General features: G+C 60.0%; 18 protein-coding genes. 5 read left to right on the top strand and 13 right to left on the bottom strand.

The features are described from left to right. The first annotated feature begins 29 nt into the window (after positions 1-29). From metX to AC8GDA_RS00080, 3 genes are read left to right on the top strand one after another with little or no spacing between them, the layout of a single operon-like run. Complete coding sequence (metX, locus tag AC8GDA_RS00090; RefSeq protein WP_506556299.1) at positions 30-1,166, top strand: homoserine O-succinyltransferase MetX; 1,137 nt, start codon at positions 30-32, stop codon at positions 1,164-1,166. Further along, positions 1,157-1,762 (top strand): methionine biosynthesis protein MetW, encoded by a 606-nt coding sequence (gene metW / locus AC8GDA_RS00085; protein WP_506556298.1) that lies wholly within the window; start codon positions 1,157-1,159, stop codon positions 1,760-1,762. Before metX ends, metW begins: the two co-directional genes overlap by 10 nt. Continuing rightward, the gene (locus AC8GDA_RS00080; RefSeq protein ID WP_506556297.1) at positions 1,759-3,057 is read left to right on the top strand and encodes an MFS transporter; all 1,299 of its coding nucleotides are present in this window, start codon (positions 1,759-1,761) and stop codon (positions 3,055-3,057) included. The genes metW and AC8GDA_RS00080 overlap by 4 nt, the downstream gene beginning before the upstream one ends. On the opposite strand, the gene AC8GDA_RS00075 is transcribed toward AC8GDA_RS00080, so the two are convergent. From AC8GDA_RS00075 to def, 9 genes are read right to left on the bottom strand one after another with little or no spacing between them, the layout of a single operon-like run. Then, positions 3,014-4,483, bottom strand: coding sequence for a TrkH family potassium uptake protein (locus tag AC8GDA_RS00075; protein ID WP_506556296.1), 1,470 nt, complete (start codon positions 4,481-4,483; stop codon positions 3,014-3,016). The two genes, AC8GDA_RS00080 and AC8GDA_RS00075, sit on opposite strands and share 44 nt — an antisense overlap. A gap of 16 nt (positions 4,484-4,499) precedes the next feature. Continuing rightward, positions 4,500-5,888, bottom strand: a complete 1,389-nt coding sequence (gene trkA, locus AC8GDA_RS00070) for a Trk system potassium transporter TrkA (protein ID WP_506556295.1) — start codon at positions 5,886-5,888, stop codon at positions 4,500-4,502. Next, on the bottom strand, positions 5,885-6,583 hold the full coding sequence (locus AC8GDA_RS00065) for a response regulator (RefSeq protein WP_506556294.1): 699 nt from the start codon (positions 6,581-6,583) through the stop codon (positions 5,885-5,887). The genes trkA and AC8GDA_RS00065 overlap by 4 nt, the downstream gene beginning before the upstream one ends. Then, positions 6,576-8,762 carry a sensor histidine kinase NtrY-like gene (locus AC8GDA_RS00060; RefSeq protein ID WP_506556293.1) on the bottom strand — a complete coding sequence of 729 codons (2,187 nt, stop codon included), beginning with the start codon at positions 8,760-8,762 and terminating at the stop codon, positions 6,576-6,578. The genes AC8GDA_RS00065 and AC8GDA_RS00060 overlap by 8 nt, the downstream gene beginning before the upstream one ends. Further along, complete coding sequence (locus AC8GDA_RS00055; RefSeq protein WP_506557238.1) at positions 8,759-9,322, bottom strand: DUF4390 domain-containing protein; 564 nt, start codon at positions 9,320-9,322, stop codon at positions 8,759-8,761. Before AC8GDA_RS00055 ends, AC8GDA_RS00060 begins: the two co-directional genes overlap by 4 nt. A 25-nt stretch (positions 9,323-9,347) precedes the next feature. Beyond that, positions 9,348-10,676, bottom strand: a complete 1,329-nt coding sequence (locus AC8GDA_RS00050; protein ID WP_506556292.1) for an RsmB/NOP family class I SAM-dependent RNA methyltransferase — start codon at positions 10,674-10,676, stop codon at positions 9,348-9,350. Next, positions 10,669-11,523, bottom strand: a complete 855-nt coding sequence (htpX, locus tag AC8GDA_RS00045) for a zinc metalloprotease HtpX (RefSeq protein WP_506556291.1) — start codon at positions 11,521-11,523, stop codon at positions 10,669-10,671. Before htpX ends, AC8GDA_RS00050 begins: the two co-directional genes overlap by 8 nt. Positions 11,524-11,535: 12 nt before the next feature. Continuing rightward, positions 11,536-12,540 carry a methionyl-tRNA formyltransferase gene (gene fmt, locus AC8GDA_RS00040; protein ID WP_506556290.1) on the bottom strand — a complete coding sequence of 335 codons (1,005 nt, stop codon included), beginning with the start codon at positions 12,538-12,540 and terminating at the stop codon, positions 11,536-11,538. Beyond that, a complete protein-coding gene (gene def / locus AC8GDA_RS00035) occupies positions 12,518-13,051 on the bottom strand; it encodes a peptide deformylase (protein ID WP_506556289.1) in 534 nt (177 codons plus the stop codon). The genes fmt and def overlap by 23 nt, the downstream gene beginning before the upstream one ends. 70 nt (positions 13,052-13,121) lie before the next feature. On the opposite strand from def, the gene dprA reads away from it, so the two are divergent. Together dprA and AC8GDA_RS00025 are read left to right on the top strand one after the other, a co-directional pair. Continuing rightward, a complete protein-coding gene (gene dprA / locus AC8GDA_RS00030) occupies positions 13,122-14,042 on the top strand; it encodes a DNA-processing protein DprA (RefSeq protein WP_506556288.1) in 921 nt (306 codons plus the stop codon). Between the two features lie 32 nt (positions 14,043-14,074). Then, positions 14,075-16,564 carry a DNA topoisomerase III gene (locus tag AC8GDA_RS00025; protein ID WP_506556287.1) on the top strand — a complete coding sequence of 830 codons (2,490 nt, stop codon included), beginning with the start codon at positions 14,075-14,077 and terminating at the stop codon, positions 16,562-16,564. Positions 16,565-16,576: 12 nt separating this feature from the next. On the opposite strand, the gene AC8GDA_RS00020 is transcribed toward AC8GDA_RS00025, so the two are convergent. The 4 genes from AC8GDA_RS00020 to dnaA all read right to left on the bottom strand — a co-directional run bounded on the left by AC8GDA_RS00020 (position 16,577) and on the right by dnaA (position 22,639). Continuing rightward, on the bottom strand, positions 16,577-17,485 hold the full coding sequence (locus AC8GDA_RS00020; RefSeq protein WP_506556286.1) for a 5'-nucleotidase: 909 nt from the start codon (positions 17,483-17,485) through the stop codon (positions 16,577-16,579). Between the two features lie 6 nt (positions 17,486-17,491). Beyond that, the gene (gene gyrB / locus AC8GDA_RS00015) at positions 17,492-19,927 is read right to left on the bottom strand and encodes a DNA topoisomerase (ATP-hydrolyzing) subunit B (RefSeq protein WP_506556285.1); all 2,436 of its coding nucleotides are present in this window, start codon (positions 19,925-19,927) and stop codon (positions 17,492-17,494) included. Positions 19,928-19,941: 14 nt separating this feature from the next. Then, the gene (gene dnaN / locus AC8GDA_RS00010) at positions 19,942-21,045 is read right to left on the bottom strand and encodes a DNA polymerase III subunit beta (RefSeq protein ID WP_506556284.1); all 1,104 of its coding nucleotides are present in this window, start codon (positions 21,043-21,045) and stop codon (positions 19,942-19,944) included. 232 nt (positions 21,046-21,277) lie between these two features. Beyond that, positions 21,278-22,639 (bottom strand): chromosomal replication initiator protein DnaA, encoded by a 1,362-nt coding sequence (gene dnaA, locus AC8GDA_RS00005; RefSeq protein WP_506556283.1) that lies wholly within the window; start codon positions 22,637-22,639, stop codon positions 21,278-21,280.

Below are 22,639 nucleotides of genomic sequence, written 5' to 3'. Positions count from 1 at the left end.
TGTAAAAAAGTGTGTCAAATTACGAGGCCATGCATGACAGAACCTCCTCCGTTGGCCCTGTAGACGCGCAGTTCGCACGGTTTGATTCGCCGCTGACACTGGCCAGTGGGCAGTCCATCTCGGGCTTCGAACTCGCCTATGAGACCTACGGCACGCTCAACGCCGACCGCTCCAATGCGGTGCTCATCTGCCATGCCTTGAACGCCTCCCACCACGTGGCAGGCAGCCGCCCCCAAGACCCGTCTGATCTCGGCTGGTGGGACAACATGGTCGGCCCCGGCAAGCCCGTGGACACCAATCGATTCTTCGTGATCGGGGTCAACAACCTGGGCTCCTGCTTTGGCTCGACCGGCCCGACCAGCCTCAACCCCGCCACGGGCCAGCCCTACGGAAGCGACTTCCCCATGGTCACGGTCGAGGATTGGGTCGAGACCCAGGCCCTGCTGGCCGACCGTCTGGGCATCGAGGCATTTGCTGCGGTCATGGGTGGAAGCCTGGGCGGCATGCAGGCCTTGGAGTGGTCGATCCGCTACCCCGACCGGGTGCGACATGCCGTGGTGATTGCCTCTACGGCCAGGCTCTCGGCCCAGAACATTGCCTTCAATGAGGTGGCACGGCGCGCCATCTTGCAAGACCCCGAGTTCCACAACGGGCACTACCATGCCCATGGAACGGTGCCCCGCCATGGCCTGTCGGTGGCCCGCATGATTGGCCACATCACCTACCTCTCGGATGACGACATGGCCCAGAAGTTTGGCCGGGCGCTTCGACACGGCCAGGGCTATCGATTCGATTTCGATGTCGACTTCGAGATCGAGAGCTACCTTCGTCACCAGGGCGAGAAGTTCTCGAAGTACTTCGATGCCAACACCTACCTGCGCATCACCAAGGCCCTCGACTACTTCGACCCCGCCGCACGCACCGGCGGCAGTCTCTCGAGGGCCCTCGCGCCGGCCAAGGCCATGTTCTGTGTGGTCTCGTTCACCACCGACTGGCGCTTCCCACCGGAGCGCTCACGCGAGATCGCCTCGGCCCTCATGCAGAACAATGCCCGTCTGGTCTATGCCGAGATCGATGCCCCGCATGGCCACGATGCCTTCCTCATGGCAGACCCGCGCTACCACGACCTCATTCGCGACTACTTCGAGGGCATCGCATGCGCCTGACACCCTTGCGTGGAGACCTGACCCAGATTGCTCAGTGGGTTCCGCAAGGGGCCCGCGTGCTCGACCTTGGCTGTGGCGATGGTGCCCTGCTCGACTGGCTGCAGACCCAAAAAGGCTGCCATGGGTATGGGGCCGAGATCGACCATGATCATGTCCGTCAATGCCTGCGGCGCGGTGTGAATGTGGTCCAGGCCGACATCGACCAAGGCCTCACCCTGTTCTCGAGCAGCCAGTTCGATGTGGTGATCCTCTCGCAGGCCCTGCAGGCCACCCATCGCACCGAGCATGTCCTGCAGGAGATGTCTCGGCTGGGCCGCGATGTGATCGTGAGCATCCCCAACTTTGGCCACTGGAGTCACATTCGATCGCTGCTCGGGGGGCACATGCCCGTCAATGAGCGGCTGCCCTATGCCTGGTACGACACGCCCAACCTTCACTTTGCAACCATTCGAGACTTCGAGAACCTGCTCAACCAATTGGGCATGTCCATTCTCGATCGTGCCTACTGTGTGGAACAGGACCACGGCATTCGTCGCATCGCCTGGGCCCCGACCCTGCGGGCCACGCTCGCCCTCTACCGATTCGCAGCCAAGTGAGTTCGCCCCAGGCCGTTGAGCCGCCGGTTCGGCTTGCCTTTGCCATGTGGGCCATGGCGGCGGCCTTCTACCTCTTTGACTTCTTTCAACGGGTCTCGCCAGCAGCCCTGGCACTCGACCTTTCGCGCGAAATCGCGCCCACCGCCGTGGCCCTGGGTAGTTTGTCCTCGGCCTACTTCGTCACCTACGCGCTGCTCCAACTTCCCGGTGGCATGCTGATTGATCGTTTTGGCACGCGCAAGGTGTTCGTGGTGGCCTGCCTCTTGGGTGGGGTGGGCACCTGGGTCTTTGCAAGCGCCCACGGGCCTGGCGTGGGCGCCCTGGGCCGACTCATTCTTGGCGCTTCGGGCGCAGTGGCCTGGGTGGGCATGCTGAAACTGGCCTCACAGTGGTTCACGCCCGCGCGGTTTGCATCCATCACCGGTGTGTCCTTGGCCATTGGTGCCGTGGGTGCGGTGGCCTCGGGGCTGCCACTGCGCATGGCCTCGGATGCGGCCGGCTGGCGCAGTGTGATCATGGCCACAGGCCTTTTCGCCCTGGTGCTCGGCCTCGTCATCGCCTGGAAGATGCGGGACACACCAGCCCTCTTGGGCTATGCCAACCATCAACACCCGACACGCCCCACCTCAGACGACAGCGCACACAAAATGCCCTGGCGCGACCTTGCCTGGCTCTGCGTGGGCCAGATGGGCGTGACCGGCAGCATGGCGGCACTGGCCTGGCTCTGGGCTGTGCCCTACCTCACCACCCAGTTTGGCCAGAGCCCCGCCCAGGCCACCTTCCTGAGTTCCATGATGATGGTCTTCTTCGCCACCGGCGCAATTGTCTTTGGCACCCTCTCCGACCGGCGACGCACCCGGCAGACACCCCTGCTCTGGGGAACAGGCCTCACAGGCCTGCTCATGACCGTACTGGCCTCAGGCCTGGTCATGGATTCCCTGGTGTTCACTGTCTTGGTGCTCTGGCTGCTCGGCGGCACGGCCGGCTCCATGGTCTTGTCATTTGTGCTGGCCAAGGACCTCGTTCATGGCCACCGCACGGCCACCATCGTGGCCCTGGTGAACCTGTGTGTGATGCTCGGCAGCATTGGCCTGCCGCCCCTCTTTGGCGCCATCTTGGATCACTTCTGGACGGGGCTTCTGGTCGATGGCGTGCGGCAGTACCCCGCGCACGCCTTTCAGTGGGCCCTGGGCACCTTGGCGGGATGGATCGGCATCACCTGGTTGGCCCAGCGCATGGTGAGGGAAGACCCTACTTTCGCCAGAAGGCCGGCACCAGAATCACCAGCACCGTGAGCAGCTCCAGGCGCCCCAGCAGCATGGTGAACGACAGCACCCAAAGCTGAAAAGACTCCAGGCCGGCAAAGTTGCCGGCTGGGCCCACACTGCCCAGGCCAGGGCCCAGGTTGTTGATGCAGGCCAACACCGCGCTGATCGCCGTGATGTCATCCAGGCCCGTGAGCAGCAACAAGAAGCTCGCCACCATGACCGTGGCCCCATAGAAGAGCATGAAGGCGAGCACGGCGAAGATCACGGAGTGGCCAATCGCGCCACCGCCGAGCGAGACGGGCTGAATGGCCCGAGGGTGCACGATGCGCAGCAGTTCACGGCCCGCGAGCTTGACCATGACCACCAGCCGAATCATCTTGATGCCGCCACCCGTGGAGCCTGAACTCGTGGAGAAGGCCGCCAAGAGCATGAGCAGCCAGCCCAGGTGGTAAGGCCACAGGCTGTAATCGGTGGTGGCGTATCCGGTGGTGGTGGCAATCGAGACCACATTGAATGCAGCCACCCGGAAGGTCTCCAAGAAGCTGGGGTAAACGCCTTTGGCCCAGAGCACCAGGGTGACCAGCAGCACACCACCACCCACCGTCATGAGGAAATAACGGGCCTCCGGGCAGCGCTTGTAAGGCTCAATGGTCATGCGGCGGAAGGCTGAAAAGTGCATGGCAAAGTTGATGCCCGAGAGCAGCATGAAGACAATGGCCACCGCCTCAATGGTTGCACTGTTGAAATGGCCCAGGCTGGCATCGTGGCTTGAGAGCCCGCCAATGCTCACCGTGGTGCCCGTGTGAATGAGGGCATCGAACCAACCCATTCCTGCAAGCCAATAGGAAAAGAAACACAGCAAGGTCAGCAGCACATAAATGCCCCAAAGGGCCTTGGCCGTCTCCGTGATGCGTGGGGTGAGCTTGTTGTCCTTGGTCGGCCCCGAAATCTCGGCCTTGTAGAGCTGCATGCCGCCCACACCCAAGAGCGGCAGGATGGCCACCGCCAGAATCAGAATGCCCATGCCACCGAGCCACTGCAGCATGCTGCGCCAGAAGAGAATCGAGCGAGGCATGTCGTCCAAGCCCGTGAGCACCGTGGCCCCCGTGGTGGTCAGGCCAGAAATGGCCTCAAAAAAGGCATGGGTGTAGGAGATGGGCAGGTGCAGGTAAAAGGGGAGGGACGCCACCGAAGCCAGCACCACCCAGGTGGTGGCCACGAGCAGAAAGCCATCCCTTGCGCGGAGGTCTCGGCTTTTGACACGGGTGAGCAGGAAGGTCGTGCTGCCGATCAGCAGCGTGATGACACCCGCCGTTACAAAATCCAGTGCAGCCGCATCGGGGCCCAGCAGCAAGAATAAGGCGGGCACAAACAGCAGCAGGCCAAAGAACAAGACCAACAACGAGAGGATGTTGAGGACGACCCGAAAGCTATTGACGCCAGGCGTGTGCAACGTGACCGCGCCTTCCTTAGAAAAAGCCTGCTGAGACCTGGAACAACTTCTCGACCTTGGGAATGGTCTTTCGATTGGTCACAAACACAATGAGGTGGTCTTCGCCTTGGATTTCAAGGTCGTGATGGGCCATGAGCACCTCTGCGGTCTCGCCCTCGCCCCTCACAATGGCACCAACCTGGGCACCCGCAGGCAGGTTCAGCTCCTCGACCCGTCGGCCCACCACCTTGGAGGTCTTGGCATCGCCATGAGCCACCAGCTCGAGGGCCTCGGCTGCGCCGCGCCGCAGGCTGTGCACAGCTGCCACATCACCACGGCGAATGTATTTGAGAAGCGCACCCAGGGTGGCATGGGACGGCGTGAGCGCGATGTCGATCTGTCCGCTCTCCATCAGCTCCGCATAGGCCCTGCGGTTGATGAGGGCCAGGACACGACGAGCCCCCAGGCGCTTGGCCAAGAGGCAAGACATGATGTTGTTCTCGTCATCATTGGTGAGGGCCAGGAACAAATCGACGCTGCCCACATTCTCTTCATCGAGGAGGTCTTCATCGGTGGCGTCGCCATGCAGCACCAGGGCCTTGCCGTTTAAGTCTTGCGCCAGTTGTTCGCAACGCTTGAGATTGCCCTCAATGATCTTGGGGGTGATCTCGTGGCAGATGGCCTCGGCCAGGCGACGACCAATATTGCCCCCGCCCACGATCATCACCCGCTTGACCGGACGGTCCATCTCGCGAAGTTCGTGGGTGACCACCCGAATGTGCTCCGAGGCGGCCAAGAAAAAGACCTCGTCATCGGGCTCGATGAGGGTGTTCCCATCGGGCAAGATGGCCTTGCCGTCTCGAAAGATGGCCACCACACGGGAATCCACCGATGGCAGGTGCCGACGAATGTCACGAATGGGATGGGAGACCAGGGGGCTGCCGGAATGCGCGCGCACCGCCAGCAGGCTGACACGGCCCTGAGCGAACTCCAGCACCTGCAGCGCCTCGGGGATCTCAATGAGCTTGAGCAGGTAATCGGTCACCGTGCCCTCGGGGCTGATGGCCACGTCCACCGCAAAGCCATCGAGGGAGAGAAGGTCGGGGTTGGAGATCCATTGGGCCGAACGAACACGCGCGATGCGACGCGGCACATTGAAGCGACGATGGGCCAGCTGGCAGGCCACCAGGTTCACCTCGTCGCTGGCCGTGACCGCAATGAGAATGTCGGCATCGTCAATGCCCGCAGCCTCCAGCACCGACAGACTGGTGGCAGACCCGTAGATGGTTTTTAAATCCAGCCGCTCTTGAAGGCTCGAGAGAATTTGGTGGTCGGTGTCCACCACGGTGATGTCGTTGCGCTCGGTCACGAGCATCTCTGCCAGGCCTGCGCCGACCCGGCCCGCACCCAGAATAAGAATTTTCACGACGCGACTTTTCTAAGGCCGTTCTTGCCGGGCTCCAGGCCCAGTTGCCGAATCTTTCGATACAGGTGCGTGCGCTCCAGGCCAGAGCGCTCTGCGAGTCGGGTCATGCTGCCGCCTTCACAATCGAGTTGGTACTGAAGCAAGACCCGTTCAAAGGCCTCTCGGGCCTCACGCAAGGGGCCATCCAGGTCGATGGCCAGCAGCGCCTCGCGGGCAGATTCCATGGAATCTTGTGAGGCCTCCTGGGGGAAGTCTTCGGGCCGAACTTCATTGGCCGCCTGACTGGCCGCTTGAATGTGGGCCACGGCGGCCTTCCAGGCGCGCTGAGACTCTGCCTTGGCGAGCGCCGCCGACACCGCCTTGAGGAGCTTGGCCAGCGCAATGGGCTTTTCAAGAAAGTCGAAGGCACCCATGCGGGTGGCCTCCACCGCCGTGTCGATGGTGGCGTGGCCGGACATCATGATGACGGGCTGAGAGAGCAGGCCCTGGACTGACCACTCCTTGAGCAGGGTGACACCATCGGTATCGGGCATCCAGATGTCGAGCAATACGAGATCGAAGGGCGCCTGTGCACGGGCGGTGCGCGCCTGTTCCGCGTTCTCCGCCAGGGTCACGGTGTGCCCCTCGTCCTCCAGGACTTCCAGCAACAGTTCGCGAATGCCGCGCTCGTCATCGACGATGAGTAAATCAGCCATGGGTTTGATTTTCTGCCTGAATGGCCGGGTCTGCAAATTGAAGTTGTGCTCGGGTGCCGATGGGCTCGTCATGCTCGTCCCGACGGGTCTCTAAGCTGATGATCGCCCGGTTCTCCTCGGCGATTTTTTTAACAATGGCCAGGCCCAGACCACTGCCCTTGGGCTTGGTCGTGACATAGGGCTCAAAGAGCCGGCCGGCCAGCGCCGCAGGAATGCCGGGGCCATTGTCATCGACTCGAATCACCGCCCGAGGCCCTTCCGGCGTGTCCACCCAGCCTGTGTGGATCACCACCTTCGCATCGGTCGCATCCCCCACAGCGTCCTGGGCGTTCTGCACCAGGTTGTGGAGCACCTGGCGCATCTGGGCCTGGTCGGCCATGACCGTGGCTGGCGAAGGGTCGGGCTCGCAGACCACTCGGGCATCGGCTGCATAGAGCGGCATGATCTCGCGCAGCAGTTGACCCAAGTGAAGCGGCGTGGGCCGGGCCATGGGCAGGCGGGCGTAGTCCCGAAACTCATCGACCATGGCCTTGAGGCCTGCCACCTGCGCAACAATCGTGTCGCACGACTTGTCGAGCACCTCCTTGTCCTCGGGCGAGAGCTTTTCGAGCAGTCGGCGCTGCAGTCGCTCCGCAGACAGTTGAATGGGGGTGAGCGGGTTCTTGATCTCATGGGCCAGCCGACGGGCCATGTCCGACCAGGTCTTGGCGCGCTGCGCAGACATGAGGTCACTGATGTCATCGAAGACCAGCACGAATTGATCCGACTGGGCCGGGTCTTGGCTGGGCAGCCGAGAGGTGCTGGTCAGCAGGGTGACCAATTGACCGTCGGCACGGGTCACGTCCATTTGGCGTTGGTCTTCAGCCGACTGTGCGAGCGCGCTCATGATGGTGTCGGCCTGGGACTTGAGCAGGGGCAGGGCCGATAACGGTTCACCCATGCGTTCAGACAGGCCCGCACCCAGGATGCGAACGGCCCCGGGGTTGAACCGAACGAGCTGCCAGCGGCCATCGAAGACCAGCACGCCCGCAGACAAATGCGACAAGACCTGCTCCAAGAAGAAGGCCGCCGCCTCACGATCGCGCTGATTGGCCATGGCGAGGTCTCTGGCCTCTTGCAGCTGCCGGGTCATTTCATTGAATGACCGTATGAGGTCGCCGAGCTCGTGCTTGGCTGCGTCATCTCGCAGCTTGGGATAGTCGCCCTCGGCCACCGCCTTGGTGGCACGCTCCAAGGCGCGCAGGGGGCCAGCGAGCCAGGCGCTCAAGAGCGCGGCCGCGAGCAGCGCTGCAAAAATGGCCAGCAGAAGGGTGAGCGTCAGGGTCACGCCATAGATGCGGCTGATGCCCTCCTTGCCGAGTGCAAGCTGTCGGTAGTCGCTGTAGCCCTTGTTCAGGGCGTCAATGTTGCGGGCCAGCGGCTCGGGCACGGGCTCGAGCCATTGCACAAACCGAATCTGATCTGCCCCCAGGCTGGCCGGCACCGACATGGCCAGGGCACGAACCTGCAGGCCCCAGGGCGGGCCCTCCGGCCGTGGCTCGATGATCACGAACTGGCGGGCTGCACGGGCACGGTTGAGCGCCTCGGCCGAGGGCATGTCCGGCACCAGCCGAAACAACGAGGCACTGCGAATGGCCAGCACCCGACCTTTCGCGTTGAGCACGAGCACTTCAAGCCCATCGCGGCCATCCGTGAGGGTCTCGACCGCCTCACTCAAGGCATCGTCGGGCTGGGCCTCCAAGGCCAAGGCCAGGCGCCTGGCCTGTGTCATGGCCTCCACCTGTATGGCCTCTAGCGTGGCGCGCCCCAGCGCAGCCCCAGACTCCAGGCCGCCATCCACACTCTGTGAGAACCAGCTGTCGATGGTCTTGGCCAGGAACTGAGACGAGACCACCGCCACCAGGCCCACCGGCACAATGCCCATGAGCGCGAAGGCCAGCGCAAGCCGAATCATGAGCCTCGAGCCAAAAACCTTCTGCCGATGTCGTCGCCAGGTTCGGGCCAGCACCAAGACCACCAGGGTGGCCATCGCCGCTGACAACACCAGGTTCATGCCCACAAGCCATGCATACCAGTCGTCCAGCCGGCTCTCCTGGCCAGAGGCCATGGCCAGCAGGGCCAAGAAGACCGCTGCCGACAGGACCACCACCAGCAAGCCCAACCGAAGGGCCAAGCTCATGGACGGGCCACCTTCACGCGCCCTGATGACAAGACCCAGTCCTCGCTGGCAATGGCTGTCACTTGGAGGGCCTTGGGCAGGGCGCTGGGATCGAGCTGCAGCCGCAGCCGACCCTCGAGGCCCTCTGGCCATTGATGCGCCTGAAGCACCCGCCACCCGCGCACCGCCAGGCATGCCTTCAAGGCTTCGGTAAGGTCGGAGAAGGCCTGTGGCTTGGCCCCATCCACACTCACTCGAAACTGCCGAGACACCGGATGAAAAGTCAGGCTGGCCTGGCGGGTGACACGAAGCTGCTCATCGTCCCACCACCACCAACGGGGTCGCACCAGGCTGAACTCCGACAAGAAGGAGAGTGTGACCCCTCGCTCGATGGCCTGAACCAAGACTGGGCTCAGCGAGACGCTGACCTGGCCGCTCAGCACAATGGCGCTCGACTCTTCGTCCATCTGCGCCCGAACATCGGCCACCGAAAGGTTCGCGCCCGGCGGAGCCCCTGGGGGCTCCGTGGCCCAGGCCGCAGGCAGCACAGCGTGAAGAACCAGCAACCCATGCATGACCATAAGGGCCACGGGCAGCCTCAACCGACTACGCCAGCTTCTCAAAACAGGCATGGAAAAAACCGTCATGGCCCACCACCATCCCGGCCGGTGTTGTCTCGGCACTTGGAAACACATGACCTGGCGACGGACATCGCCGGGCCTGTGGCCATCGGGCTTGAAAGGCCGCTGCCTGGTCCTCGCCCTCGGCGAGAAAAACAGAACATGTGATCAGCCAACAATGGCCCCCCGGTTTGAGCAGTTGCCAAAGCTTATCGAGAATCGTCGCCTGCCGCGCCACCAAGGCCGCAAGCGCCGTCTCCGACTGTCGCCAAGGAATCTCTGGATGATGCCGCACCACGCCAGAAGCCGAGCAAGGGGCATCGAGCACCACACCATCGAATTGCGTCGGCAGCCCAGGGATAGAACCGGGCTGTGTCCAATCCCAGAGGCGGGTTTCAATGGCGCCCTGAAGGTGGTCGGCCAGGCGGATGCGTTCGGTCTCTAGCCTGGCCATTCGGGCCGCCGACTGGTCCACGGCCCAGATCGTGCGATGCGATTGCTCGGCCATGAGGAAGGTCTTCCCCCCAGGGGCCGCACACGCATCCAGCCAGACCTCGCTCGCGCAATTCGATTCGTCAGTCAGGCCGAGATGCCGGGCCAGCGTCTGCGCGGCTGCATCCTGCACCCGGAACAGGCCCTGCTCGAAGCCGGGAATTTGTTGAACGGGTCGTGGCGGATGCACCCAGACACAGGCCGCATCTTCTGGATGGACATGCAACTGCAGGCCTGCTGCCCGCATGCGCGCCTGGGTCTCCTGCTGCTGCGCTTTGGTGGCCATGAGCCGCAGGCACAGTGGCGGTCGCGCTTGGCTTGCTCGCAAGATGGCATGGGCCTGTGGCAGGCCCCAGTCGGACACAAGCCGGTCGTGCCACCACGGCGGCACATTGAACTGCGCCATGGGCTCGGAGAGGTCGGCCTGGGCCGCCTCGGGGTCGGCCAGCACCCGGCGCAGCAATCCATTGACAAAGCGAGCCGCCGGCTCACGGCCCAACTCGCGGGCAGCGCGCACGGACTGGTCCACCACGACGGCTGGGTCTCGATACTGGCGCTGCAGGCATGAGAAGGCAACGGCCAGCAGCGCCACCAGCCTGCGATCGGGGGGGCGTTTGACCAGGCGCGCCAGACGAACCTGGGTCAGGCCCCAGGCGCGCCAGGCGGCATAGCGAAGGTCTTCAACTGCGGGAGAGAGGTGGGGGGCCAACACGCCCAGACGGGCTTGGTCCGATAGGCCCAACACCATGGCCTCGACGGCCTGCAGCATCTGCCGCCAGAGGGGCGGCGATCGGTGAGAAGGCTTCTCGGCTGCCTCAGGCACGCAGCCCACCCGCCATCTGCTGCAGGCGGGCGATGCGCTCCTCGGTGGCCGGATGCGTGGCAAACAGTCCTGCAAGCCCACCACCCGACAGTGGGTTGAGGATCATCATTTGCGCCGTCTCCGGATGGGCCTGGGCCGCGGCAAATGGAATGCCCCGGGCCATGTGATCGATCTTGGACAGGGCGCTGGCCAGGGCCATGGGATCGCCCGAGAGCTCGGCACCACCACGATCGGCCTCAAACTCTCGAGCACGTGAGATGGCCATTTGAATGAGGCTCGCGGCAAGCGGGGCCAAAATCATGACCAGGATGGACACCACCGGATTCACAGGCCGGCCTTCGCTGTCTCGGCCGCCGAAGAAAACAGCAAAGTTCGCCAGGGCGGAGATGGCACCCGCCATGGTGGCCGAAATGGTGGAAATCAAAATATCTCGGTGGGCCACATGGACCAACTCATGGGCCATCACCCCACGCGCCTCTCGTGCGTTCAACAGGCGCAGCAGACCTGTGGTGGCCGCCACGGCTGCATTCTCCGGGTTACGGCCCGTCGCGAAGGCATTGGGCGCGTCTTCTTGAATGATGTACACCTTGGGCATGGGCATGCCAGCCTTTTGAACCAGCTCAGCGACCATGTTGTAGAACTCAGGCGCCGTGGTGGCATCGACCTCCTTGGCGTCGTACATCTTCAAGACCAGCTTGTCGGAAAACCAGTAGGCACCAACATTCATGAGAAGCGCGAAACCCAACGCAATCAGCATGCCCGAGCGCCCTCCGAGGGCGCCACCCACCACCCCAAACAGCGCCACAATCGCCGCCATGAGCATGGCTGTCTTCATCCAGTTAAACATGTCCCGTTCCTTTCAAGAGACCACCGCCAACAACGCACCCACAGCCCAGCCCGCGCCCTTGGAAAACTCGGGCGCCAACAGGCGCTTGCCACCTGGGCGCTGAAACCAGCCCAGCCCCACGACACCCGTTCCACAGGCCACCGACAAAAAAGGTTGGGTCGGTGTGGGCAACTTCAAGATGGTGCCTGGCGCGGCCCACTGACCATGGCGTTCCACGACTAGGGCTGCGCCGCATTTTAAGGTCACCCCTTGCCACGACACGGTGGATCCTGGGCTCGGATCGAGTGAACGGATCTGACAGGCCACCCGCTCGGCAGGTTCCGCCAGCTGGGCCGGCCGATCCTGGGCAGTGATCTTGGGTGCATAGCAGCTGCCCTCGTTTGACTGGGGGCTTGGCGGCCCGGCCAAGAAGAGGCGCATGCGAAACCATTCAGACAGGGCCTCGGTGCCCAGGCTGGCCAGCCGGTCATGAAGGCTGGCCACCGTGTCGTCCGGCGCAATCGAGAGCCGATGGGTCGACCAGATCGGCCCGGTGTCGAGCCCCGCCTCCATTTGCATGACACAAATTCCAGTCTCTGCATCACCTGCGGCCAGGGCCCGTTGAATCGGAGCAGCGCCGCGCCAGCGGGGCAGCAATGACGCATGCAGATTGATGCAACCCCACCTGGGGAGGTCCAACACAGGCTGGGGCAGCAACAGGCCGTAGGCCACCACCACGAGCACATCGAGCCGGGCTGCAGCCACGGCTGCACAGGCTTCGTCGGCCCCAGGCTGCCCCGCGCGAAGGCTCTGCGGCGCGTGGACTGGGAGCCCAGCAGACTCGGCCACCTGCTTGACCGCACAGGCCTGCATCGCCAAACCACGGCCCGCAGGTCGGTCCGGCTGTGTGAATACGCAAACCAGCTCAATGCCCAAGGCCGCCTGCTGCGCCAACAATGCCTTGAGCTGCTCGGCGGCAAAGCCGGGCGAGCCTGCAAAGCCCACCCTCAACACATCAGAGGCGAACGGCCTGGTCAACGGTGTCTGCTTGGTGGCGCTGCGCCTTCAAAAGCTTGGTCTGGATACGCGACTGCTTGAGTCGAGACAGGTAATCCACAAATACGCGGCCCTCGAGGTGGTCCATCTCGTGCTGAATGCAGACCGACAGGAGGCCATCAGCATCAAACTCGGTAACCTCGCCCGCCAGGTTCAGGCAACGAACACGGATGCGATCGGGCCGCTCCACTTCGTCGTAAATGCCGGGCACGGACAAGCAGCCTTCCTGATACACCTTGGCCTCGTCGCTCTGCGACACGAACTCCGGATTGATCAAGACGCGAAGGTCGGACCGGTCTTCGGTCACGTCCACCACGATCACACGTTCATGAACATTGACCTGCGTGGCAGCAAGACCAATGCCGGGCGCGGCATACATGGTCTCGGCCATGTCTGCGGCCAGCTGCCGGATGCGGTCGTCCACCTGGGCCACGGGCTTGGCCACCGTCCGAAGCCGCGGGTCTGGGAAATGAAGAATGTTGAGCAAAGCCATCCGTATGGTCGAATCAAAAGGGTTGGTCGCCCCATAGTCTAGATCGTCCTGCCTTCTGAGTCGATGCGACATGACAGACAACAGCCCCCTCGAGCACCTCCTCAACGAACATGCCATCCGCCGGCTTGCTGACATCAGCCCGACGCTTCAGGACCTCTTCCACCTGGGCCAACTGAATGCCCTGTCCCAGTCCGGCCTGGCCATCGTCGGCAGTCGTCGGGCCAGCCCACAGGGCATTGCCGATGCCCATCACTTTGGCGCCATCGCAGCCGCCACGGGGCTGCCCGTCATCAGTGGCCTGGCCACCGGCATCGACGCTGCAGCACATCGTGGGGCGCTCTCCGTGGGTGGCACCACCATCGCCGTGCTGGCCCACGGCCTGGATCAGACCTACCCCAGTCGTCACCGCTTGCTTGCCGAAGAAATCCTCGACAAAGGCGGCCTTTTGCTCAGTGAGTATCCCGATGGCACCCCCCCGCGGCCTTATCAATTCCCCTTGCGCAACCGAATCATTGCGGGGCTCTCACGAGGCATCTGTCTCATCGAGGCCGCCCAGGGCAGCGGCTCATTGATCACCGCCTTGTACGGGCTGCAGATGGGTGTGGATGTGGCGGTGGTGCCTGGCAGCATTCACGACCCATTGGTGGCCGGCGGCTTGGGGCTCATTCGCCAGGGCGCTGCCCTGGTGCGAAGCCCGCAAGAGTGGCTCGCCGACCTGGGCATCGTCTGCCCCTCGGGGCAAGCCAAAGGTTCGAACCCTGCAGCACCTGCGGCAGCGGCCTCCCTCTGGAGTGGCACCGAGGACGATCGGGCCACGGCGCTGTGGCAATCTTTGAAAGCATCTCCACAGGGCATTGACGAGCTCTGCGCGACATCGGGCCGCTCAGCGGCCGATGCACAGGCAGGCCTGCTCATCTTGGAGCTGCAAGGCCGGGCCTTTCGAACCCCCTCGGGCCAATGGCAACGATTCTCAGGACCTGGCGTATTCTAAAAAAGAGCCCGTCACCTTTGTGAGTCCACACCTTGTCCAAGACCCTTGTCATTGCAGAAAAGCCCTCGGTTGCCGCCGACCTCGCCCGCGCCTTGGGAGGCTTCGAAAAAAATGATGATGTGTTTGAACGCGATGACATGGTGATTGCGTCGGCCGTGGGACACCTCTTGGAGATTGTGGCCCCAGAGCAGTACGACGTGAAGCGCGGGAAATGGAGCTTTGCTCAGCTGCCCGTCATTCCGCCGCATTTCGACCTGCAGCCCCTGCCCAAATCGGAGCAAAAGCTCAAAACCCTGGCAAGGCTCATCAAGCGCAAGGATGTCTCCGCGCTTGTGAATGCCTGTGACGCGGGACGAGAGGGTGAGCTCATCTTTCGCTACATCGTTCAGCACACCAAGGCCAAGCAGCCCATCTCCCGACTGTGGCTGCAGTCGATGACACCGGCGTCCATCCGCACGGCCTTTGAATCCTTGCGCGCCGACACCGACCTCATGCCCTTGGCCGATGCTGCCCGCTGCAGGTCTGAGGCCGATTGGCTCGTGGGCATCAATGGCACACGCGCCATGACGGCCTTCAACAGCAAGGAAGGGGGCTTTTTTCTCACCACGGTGGGCCGGGTGCAGACACCAACCCTTGCGGTGGTGGTGGAACGAGAGGAATTGATTCGTCGTTTTCAGGCGAAGTCTTACTGGGAGGTCGAAGCCGAGTTCGCTGTGGCCGCGGGCTCCTATACAGGCAAGTGGTTCAACCCAAGCTTCCAGAAGCAAGACCAAGAGCCCGATGCGCGGGCCGACCGGCTTTGGAACGAGGCGGACGCAGCAGCCATTGTGGCGGCCTGCAAGGGAAAATCTGGAAGCGTCTCTGAAGAGAGCAAGCCCAGCACCCAGGCCCCCCCCGCACTCTTTGATCTCACCAGTCTTCAGCGTGAGGCCAATGCTCGTTTTGGTTTTTCCGCCAAGAACACCCTGGGTCTGGCCCAGGCGCTCTACGAGAAGCACAAGGTGCTCACCTACCCGAGAACCGATTCCAAGGCCCTTCCAGAGGATTACCTCGGTGTGGTGCAACAGACCTTGGAGGCCTTGTCGAACTACAGCCCCACCGCGCAGGCCGCCAAGACCATCATCAAGCAGAAATGGGTTCGCCCCAACAAGCGCATTTTCGACAACAGCAAGGTCTCAGACCACTTTGCCATTGTTCCCACGGGTCAGTTGCCAAAGTCGCTCTCAGAGCCAGAGCAAAAGCTCTTCGAACTCGTCTGCCGTCGCTTCCTGGCCATCTTTTTTCCGTCGGCCGAGTACCTCAACACCACCCGCATCACGCAAATCGACCGTCATGCCTTTAAGACGGAGGGTAAGGTCTTGGTGTCTCCCGGTTGGCTCACGGTCTATGGCAAGGAGATCAGCGAGGACGATGACCGACTGGTGGCCATTGCGGCTGGGGACACCCCAAAGACCCAGGCCATCGATCTCAAGGCCCTGCAAACCAAGCCACCCGCCCGTTACACCGAGGCCACCCTGCTCTCGGCCATGGAAGGGGCTGGAAAGCTTGTGGATGACGACGATCTTCGCGAGGCCTTGGCAGGAAAGGGCCTCGGAACACCTGCCACCCGGGCTGCCATCATCGAAGGCCTTTTGTCAGAAAAGTACCTGATTCGAGAGGCGCGTGAACTCTTGCCCACGGCCAAGGCCTTCCAACTGATGACCCTGCTGCGGGGGCTCGACATTCAGGCCCTCTCCAAGCCGGCCTTGACCGGGGAATGGGAGTTCAAGCTGCGCCAAATTGAAGAAGGCCAGTTGTCTCGTGAGGCCTTCATGCAGGACATCGCTGCCCTCACGGGCCACATGGTGGAACAAGCCAAGAACCACACCAGCACCACCATTCCGGGGGACTACGCCACACTCCAAACACCTTGCCCAAACTGTGGGGGCGTGATCAAAGAGAACTACCGCCGGTATGCCTGTGGCCAATGTGAATTTTCCATCACCAAAATCCCCGGAGGCCGAACTTTTGAACTTCATGAGGTGGAGCAATTAATTCAAGAGAAACACCTCGGGCCACTGGATGGTTTTCGCAGCAAAATCGGCCGCCCCTTTGCCGCCAGCCTCAAGCTCACCGATGAGCACAAGTTGGAATTCGACTTCGGTCCGTCGCTCGATGATGAACTTGCAGAGGTGGTCGACTTCAGTGACCAGCCTAGCCTGGGGCCATGCCCCAAGTGCGCAAGCCCCGTGCATGCCTTTGGCAGTTCTTATGTGTGCAGCAAGGCGGCCGGGCCCGACAAGACCTGTGACTTTAAGTCTGGAGTCATGATCCTTCAGCAGACCGTGGCCGCCGAGCAAATGGAAAAGCTACTTCGAGATGGGCGCACAGACCTGCTCGATGGCTTTGTCTCATCTCGCACCAAACGGCGCTTCAAAGCCTATTTGGTGAAGACGCCTGAAGGCAAGGTGGGCTTTGAATTTGAAGCTCGTGCGCCAGCCAAGGCGGGTGCAAAGCCCAAGCGCGCCAAGAAAACCGCTTAGGCATTGAAGGATTCAGGCCGGTGGAAGGTTCGTCACACCCGAGCGAACATGGCCGGTGGGGCCCGCAAGCGCGGCCGACTCACAGTGTCGGGTCTGGTCGTCGAAGAAGAAGTCTGGCTCGAATTCCCTTAAAAACTTTCCTTTGTCGAGGCCACCCAAAAAGAAGGCCTCATCAATGTCGACCTGCCAGTTCATGAGGGTGCGAATGGCACGCTCATGGGCTGGCGCTGATCGTGCGGTGACCAAGGCTGTGCGCAGTCGCATGGGCCGCTCACCCGACGCTTTACGAAGGTGAACCAATGCATCGAGCAATGGCTTGAAGGGCCCGGGCGGCAACGGTGCCTGGGCATGCTGTGTTTCATGGGCCACAAATGCGTGAAGCCCCTCTGACTGATACACCCGCTCCGCCTCATCGGAAAACAGCACTGCATCTCCGTCAAAGGCAATTCGCACTTCATCAGGGTGTGCCGTACCCGCCCGCGCCGAATGCGGGTAGACATGCGCCGCAGGAAAGCCTGCCTGAAGGGCCTGCTCGACATCTTGTGCATTGGCAGACAAAAACAAATGGGCCGCCAAGGGCTTGAGATACCGATAGGGTGCCGTTCCTCTCGTGAACACCCCCCGCTGAAGTGCCAGGCCATGAGCCTTGGCGGAGTGATAGACCCTCAGGCCAGACACCGGGTCGTTGCGAGACAACACAACAACCTCCACGCGCGCTTGCTCTGGCGTGTTAAATGCCATGAGCTTTTGCACCAGACCAAAAGCCACCCCAGGGTTCGCCGGGGTGTTGAGGCGATCCCACTGCAGCTGCATGTAGGCCCGGTCGTCGCCCTCTTCAAAGACTCGGTTCTCCTCCTCGAAATCAAACAAGGCTCGAGAGGAAATGGCCACCACCAGTTGATTGGATGCGGCCTCGGTCATTGGGTCTTAAACGTCTAGGTTGGCCACACGCAAGGCATTGGATTCAATGAACAGTCGCCGTGGCTCCACTTCCTCGCCCATGAGCGTGGTGAAAATTGCGTCGGCCGTAATGGCGTCTTCAATCTTCACTTGAAGAAGGGTGCGTGTCTCGCTGTTCATGGTGGTCTCCCACAACTGCTCGGGATTCATCTCACCAAGGCCTTTGTATCGCTGCTTGGAGAGGCCTCGCTCCGCTTCTTTCATGAGCCAGTCCATGGCCTCTGAGAAAGACGCCACCTCATGCTGCTTGGCCTGTTCACCCGTGCCACGTTGCACCTTGGTGCCGGCCGGGGTGGCAGAGGACAACCGTTGGCTCGCCAACGCAATGATGCGATGGTCTTCGCCGTGAACGAAATCGTGGTCGATCACACAATGCTTCAGGTTGCCATGATGATGCCGCTCCACACGAATCGACCAGGTCTCTTGCGCATTGTTGAATTCAGCAAAAATCTTTGGCGTCACTGCGCCAGCGGGCAGATGCTTCGCAAGCCAATCGGTGAGCTGCTGGCTGGTTGAAATGGCCGCCTCGTTCGAAGACAAATCAAGCGCCACACCATGCAATACCGCGGTGAGCACCGTTTCATCCAAAATTCTGGACAAGCGATCGACAACACTTCGGGCCTTCAGGTAAAGGGCTGCCAACTCGGCCAGGCTTCCTTCGGTGGGTGCGGCGCCCTCTGGCAGAAGTAGACTCGCATCACGCAGCGCAAGCGTCATCATGGTCGCCTGCATGGCGTCGTCGTCTTTGATGTATCGCTCTTCCTTGCCTACCTTGATCTTGTACAACGGCGGTTGTGCAATGTAGATGTGGCCACGCTCGACCAATTCCGGCATTTGCCGATAAAAGAACGTGAGCAACAGGGTGCGAATGTGGCTGCCATCGACGTCGGCATCGGTCATGATGATGATGCGGTGATAGCGCAGTTTGTTCGGGTCATACTCTTCTTTTCCAATGCCCGTGCCCAGGGTTTGGATGAGCGTGACAATTTCTTGAGAGGCAATGAGCTTGTCGAATCGCGCCTTTTCAACGTTCAAGATTTTGCCTTTTAGCGGCAAAATGGCTTGGTATTTGCGGTCGCGGCCCTGCTTGGCAGAACCGCCCGCGGAATCGCCCTCGACCAAATAAAGCTCTGCCTTCGCTGGGTCGCGTTCTTGGCAGTCGGCCAGCTTTCCTGACAAGCCAAAGGAATCCAGCACCCCTTTGCGCCGTGTCATGTCGCGGGCCTTGCGGGCTGCTTCGCGGGCACGGGCTGCGTCAACAATCTTGCCGCAGATCGATTTCGCGTCGACTGGGTTTTCCAACAAAAAAGTTTCCAACATTTTGCCAACCAGGTCTTCCACCGGCTGCCGAACTTCGCTGGACACCAATTTCTCTTTGGTCTGCGATGAGAATTTCGGCTCTGGAACCTTCACCGACAACACACAGGTGAGCCCTTCGCGCATGTCGTCACCGGTGGTTTCGACCTTGGCCTTCTTAGCCAGGTCTTCATCCTGAATGTATTTGTTGATCACCCGTGTCATGGCGGCACGAAGGCCCGTCAGGTGGGTGCCGCCATCGCGTTGGGGAATGTTATTGGTGAAGCACAGGACTTGCTCGTTGTAAGAGTCGTTCCATTGCATGGCCACTTCAACAGACACACCTTCTTTGGCGCCTATGGCATGGAAGACATGCGGGTGCAATGTGGTTTTGGTTTTATTGATATAGCTCACAAAACCTGAAACGCCACCCGAAAACGCAAAGTTCTCTTCCTTGCCTTCGCGTTGATCCAGCAATCGGATCTTGATGCCATTGTTAAGGAAACTCAGTTCACGAAGACGTTTGGCCAAGATATCAAAATGAAATTCAACCTTTCCAAAGGTTTCTTCACTGGCCAGAAAATGAACCTCCGTTCCCCGGCGATCGGTGGTGCCTTGAATCGACAAGGGCGCAACACGTTCTCCACGTCGAAACTCCATGGTGTGCAACTGCCCATTGCGACGGATCGACAATCGCAACCAATCTGAAAGTGCATTCACCACAGACACACCAACACCGTGCAGACCGCCTGAAACCTTATAGCTGTTCTGGTCGAACTTGCCGCCTGCGTGGAGCTCGGTCATCACGATTTCTGCTGCCGAGCGCTTTAATTCATCGTCTTCGTGGATATCGGTTGGAATGCCTCGGCCGTTGTCTGTGACAGAGATGGAATTGTCTGTATGAATCGTGACAACAATGTCGTCGCAATGGCCAGCCAAGGCTTCGTCGATGGCGTTATCCACCACCTCAAAGACCATGTGATGCAAACCGGTGCCGTCATGGGTGTCGCCAATGTACATGCCAGGCCGTTTGCGAACGGCCTCCAAGCCTTTGAGCATCTTGATGGACGATGCGCCGTATTCCTTGATCTGATCAATTTCTGACATCTGTTTTTGCTTTCTTAGATTCGCATCGGCATGACCACATAACGGAAGGATTCATCCGTTGGCGTGGTGATCAATGCACTGGCATTGGTGTCTTGCAAGGAGAGAATGACTTTTTCCTCTTTAAGGACGGACAAGACGTCGAGCAAATACTGAACGTTGAATCCAATCTCCAAGAGCTCTCCCTCATATTCAACATCCAGTTCCTCAACGGCTTCTTCTTGCTCTGCGTTGGTGGCCGTTAGACGCAGCGTCTGGTCTTGTAGAGACAAACGCACCCCTTTGAATTTGTCTGTGGTGAGGATGGCCACGCGAGACAAGGATTGTAAAAACGTTTCTCTTGAAAGCGGGATGTGTTTCGTGTGCCCTTTGGGAATCACACGGTCGTAGTCTGGAAACTTTCCTTCGATGAGCTTGGACAATATTTCAATCTGACCAAACTTAAACAGCACCTGATTGCTGGTGAGAGAAATCTCGACAGAATCCGTTGTGTCATTAAGAATCTTCTGAAGTTCAGTGATGACCTTTCTTGGGATGATGACCTCGATGGAACCTGTTTGATCAATCTTTACAGCCTGATAAGACAGCCGATGCCCGTCTGTTGCAACGGTTTTCAGAGCCTCTGGTGAAAGCACGAGCAGCATGCCATTGAGGTAATACCGAATGTCTTGTTGGGCCATGGCAAATTGCACCAAGTGCAAACAACGCTTGAAGTCTTGCTGCGACAGCACTGTTTGTGCGGTGTATTGCGGTGCCGGCGTGACCGTGGGGAATTCATCTGCGCCCAAGGTTTGTAGACTGAATTTAGATTTGCCTTGTGCAATCGAGAGCTTTTGGTTTGCAAAAGAGATTGTTACTTCATGATCGGCGTGGAGCGCTCTCAGAATATCGAGCAGTTTCTTGGCAGAAACTGTGATGGCGAAGTCTTCAGGCCCGTGACCAATTTCACCAAAGGTTGTGATCTGCATTTCAATGTCGGTTGCGACAAAGGCAACGGTCGCGCCGGTTTTGCGGATTAACACGTTGGACAATATTGGAAGCGTGTGTCGACGTTCAACAATGCCTGTGACCATCTGTAGGGGTCTTAGCAGTGCGTCTCTCTGGGCTTTGATCAGGATCATATTGTTAAGAGTAGTCGTAGTAGTAGGTGATTTGAGCGTGTGGGGACAAGTGTTGTAAAGCTTTGATGTTTATAGGAAAGTTGTTTTTTCTAGCGTTGGCAGAACCGTTGCGAGACGAAAGAAGTGCTGGGACAACCTTCTTCTAAAGGCTGAGTTATTCATGTTGTTCACAAATTGAACACAGCCTCTTGTGTGGGTTGTCCACAAGATTTGAACAGGGTTGTGAACAAGCTTATCCACGGATGTGTTGTTCCAGAATGTGGATGGCCCGATTTAAATCTGTGTTGTGTTGTCGTTGTTCAGAGATTTTTCGAACCGCATGCAGCACGGTGGTGTGGTCGCGCCCACCAAAAGAGTCGCCAATGTCTGGGAGACTTTTCTGTGTGAGTTCTTTGGCGAGATACATCGCCACTTGCCTGGGATGCGCAATGTTGGCTGGCCGACGTTTTGAATACATGTCAGCCACCTTGATCTTGTAATAATCCGCCACAACCTTTTGAATGTTTTCAATGGAAACAGAGGTCTTCTGAATGGAGAGGAGATCTCGCAGGGCCTCCTTGACCACTTCCAGCGAAGGCGACACCTGATGGAAGTGGCAATAGGCAATGACCTTCCGTAGCGCACCCTCGAGCTCTCGCACATTGGATTTGAGCTGCCGAGCGATGAAAAAAGCCTCGTCTTCCGACAACGCCAAATTTTCTTGCTCAGCTTTTTTGAGCAGAATTGCAACACGCATCTCGAGCTCTGGCGGTTCGATGGCCACCGTCAGACCAGAACCAAATCGGCTGATCAAACGGGTGTCGATGCCGTTGAGTTCAGAGGGATAGGTGTCGCTGGTGATGATGATTTGCTTCTTTGCGGCGACCAAGGCCTCAAACGTGTAGAAAAACTCTTCCTGGGTTCGGGTTTTGCCAGCAAAAAACTGAATGTCATCAATGAGAAGCAAATCCAGAGAATGGTAGTAAAGCTTGATGTCATCGAATGATTTGCGTTGATACGCCCGGACCACATCGCTGACGTAGGCCTCCGCATGGATGTAACGGATGCGTGTCTGCGGGTTGCGCTTGAACATCTGGTTGCCGACTGCATGAATTAAGTGACTCTTCCCCAGGCCAACCCCACCGTATAGAAACAGTGGGTTGTATCCAGAGCCAGGGTTTTCAGACACTTGCAGGGCGGCAGCTCGAGCCAACTGGTTCGCTTTTCCTGGAACAAAATTGTCGAAGGTCCAGTCATGGTTTAACCGCGCTGGATCTTTCGCGGGTGGTTGCGCTGCCTTTGAAGTGTCCGGTGGCGGCGCGCTCGGTGCATTTGCTTCAACCACCCCGGTTTTGGCTGCGTCCTCGACCAAGGAAATGTCGATCTGAACCCCGTGACCAAGGTGGGTCTGCCACCACAGTCGCATGGGTTCTACCAGGTTCTCACGGGCCCAGTCTTGTTTAAACCGGTTTGGCGCACCCAAAGACAAACGTGCAGGCTGTTCGGATGTGTCCAAGGACAGCGGCACCAGCGGCACCACCCAGGTCTTGTATTGCTGGTCTGGAAGAAGTCTGGAGAAGTGGGTGAGGCAGGCCTGCCAGTCGTGTTGAAGCAT

Source organism: Hahnella aquatica (SeqCode) (genome assembly GCF_965194505.1).
Taxonomy (GTDB): domain Bacteria; phylum Pseudomonadota; class Gammaproteobacteria; order Burkholderiales; family Burkholderiaceae_A; genus Hahnella; species Hahnella aquatica.
This window is presented reverse-complemented; position numbering and strand designations above follow the sequence as displayed.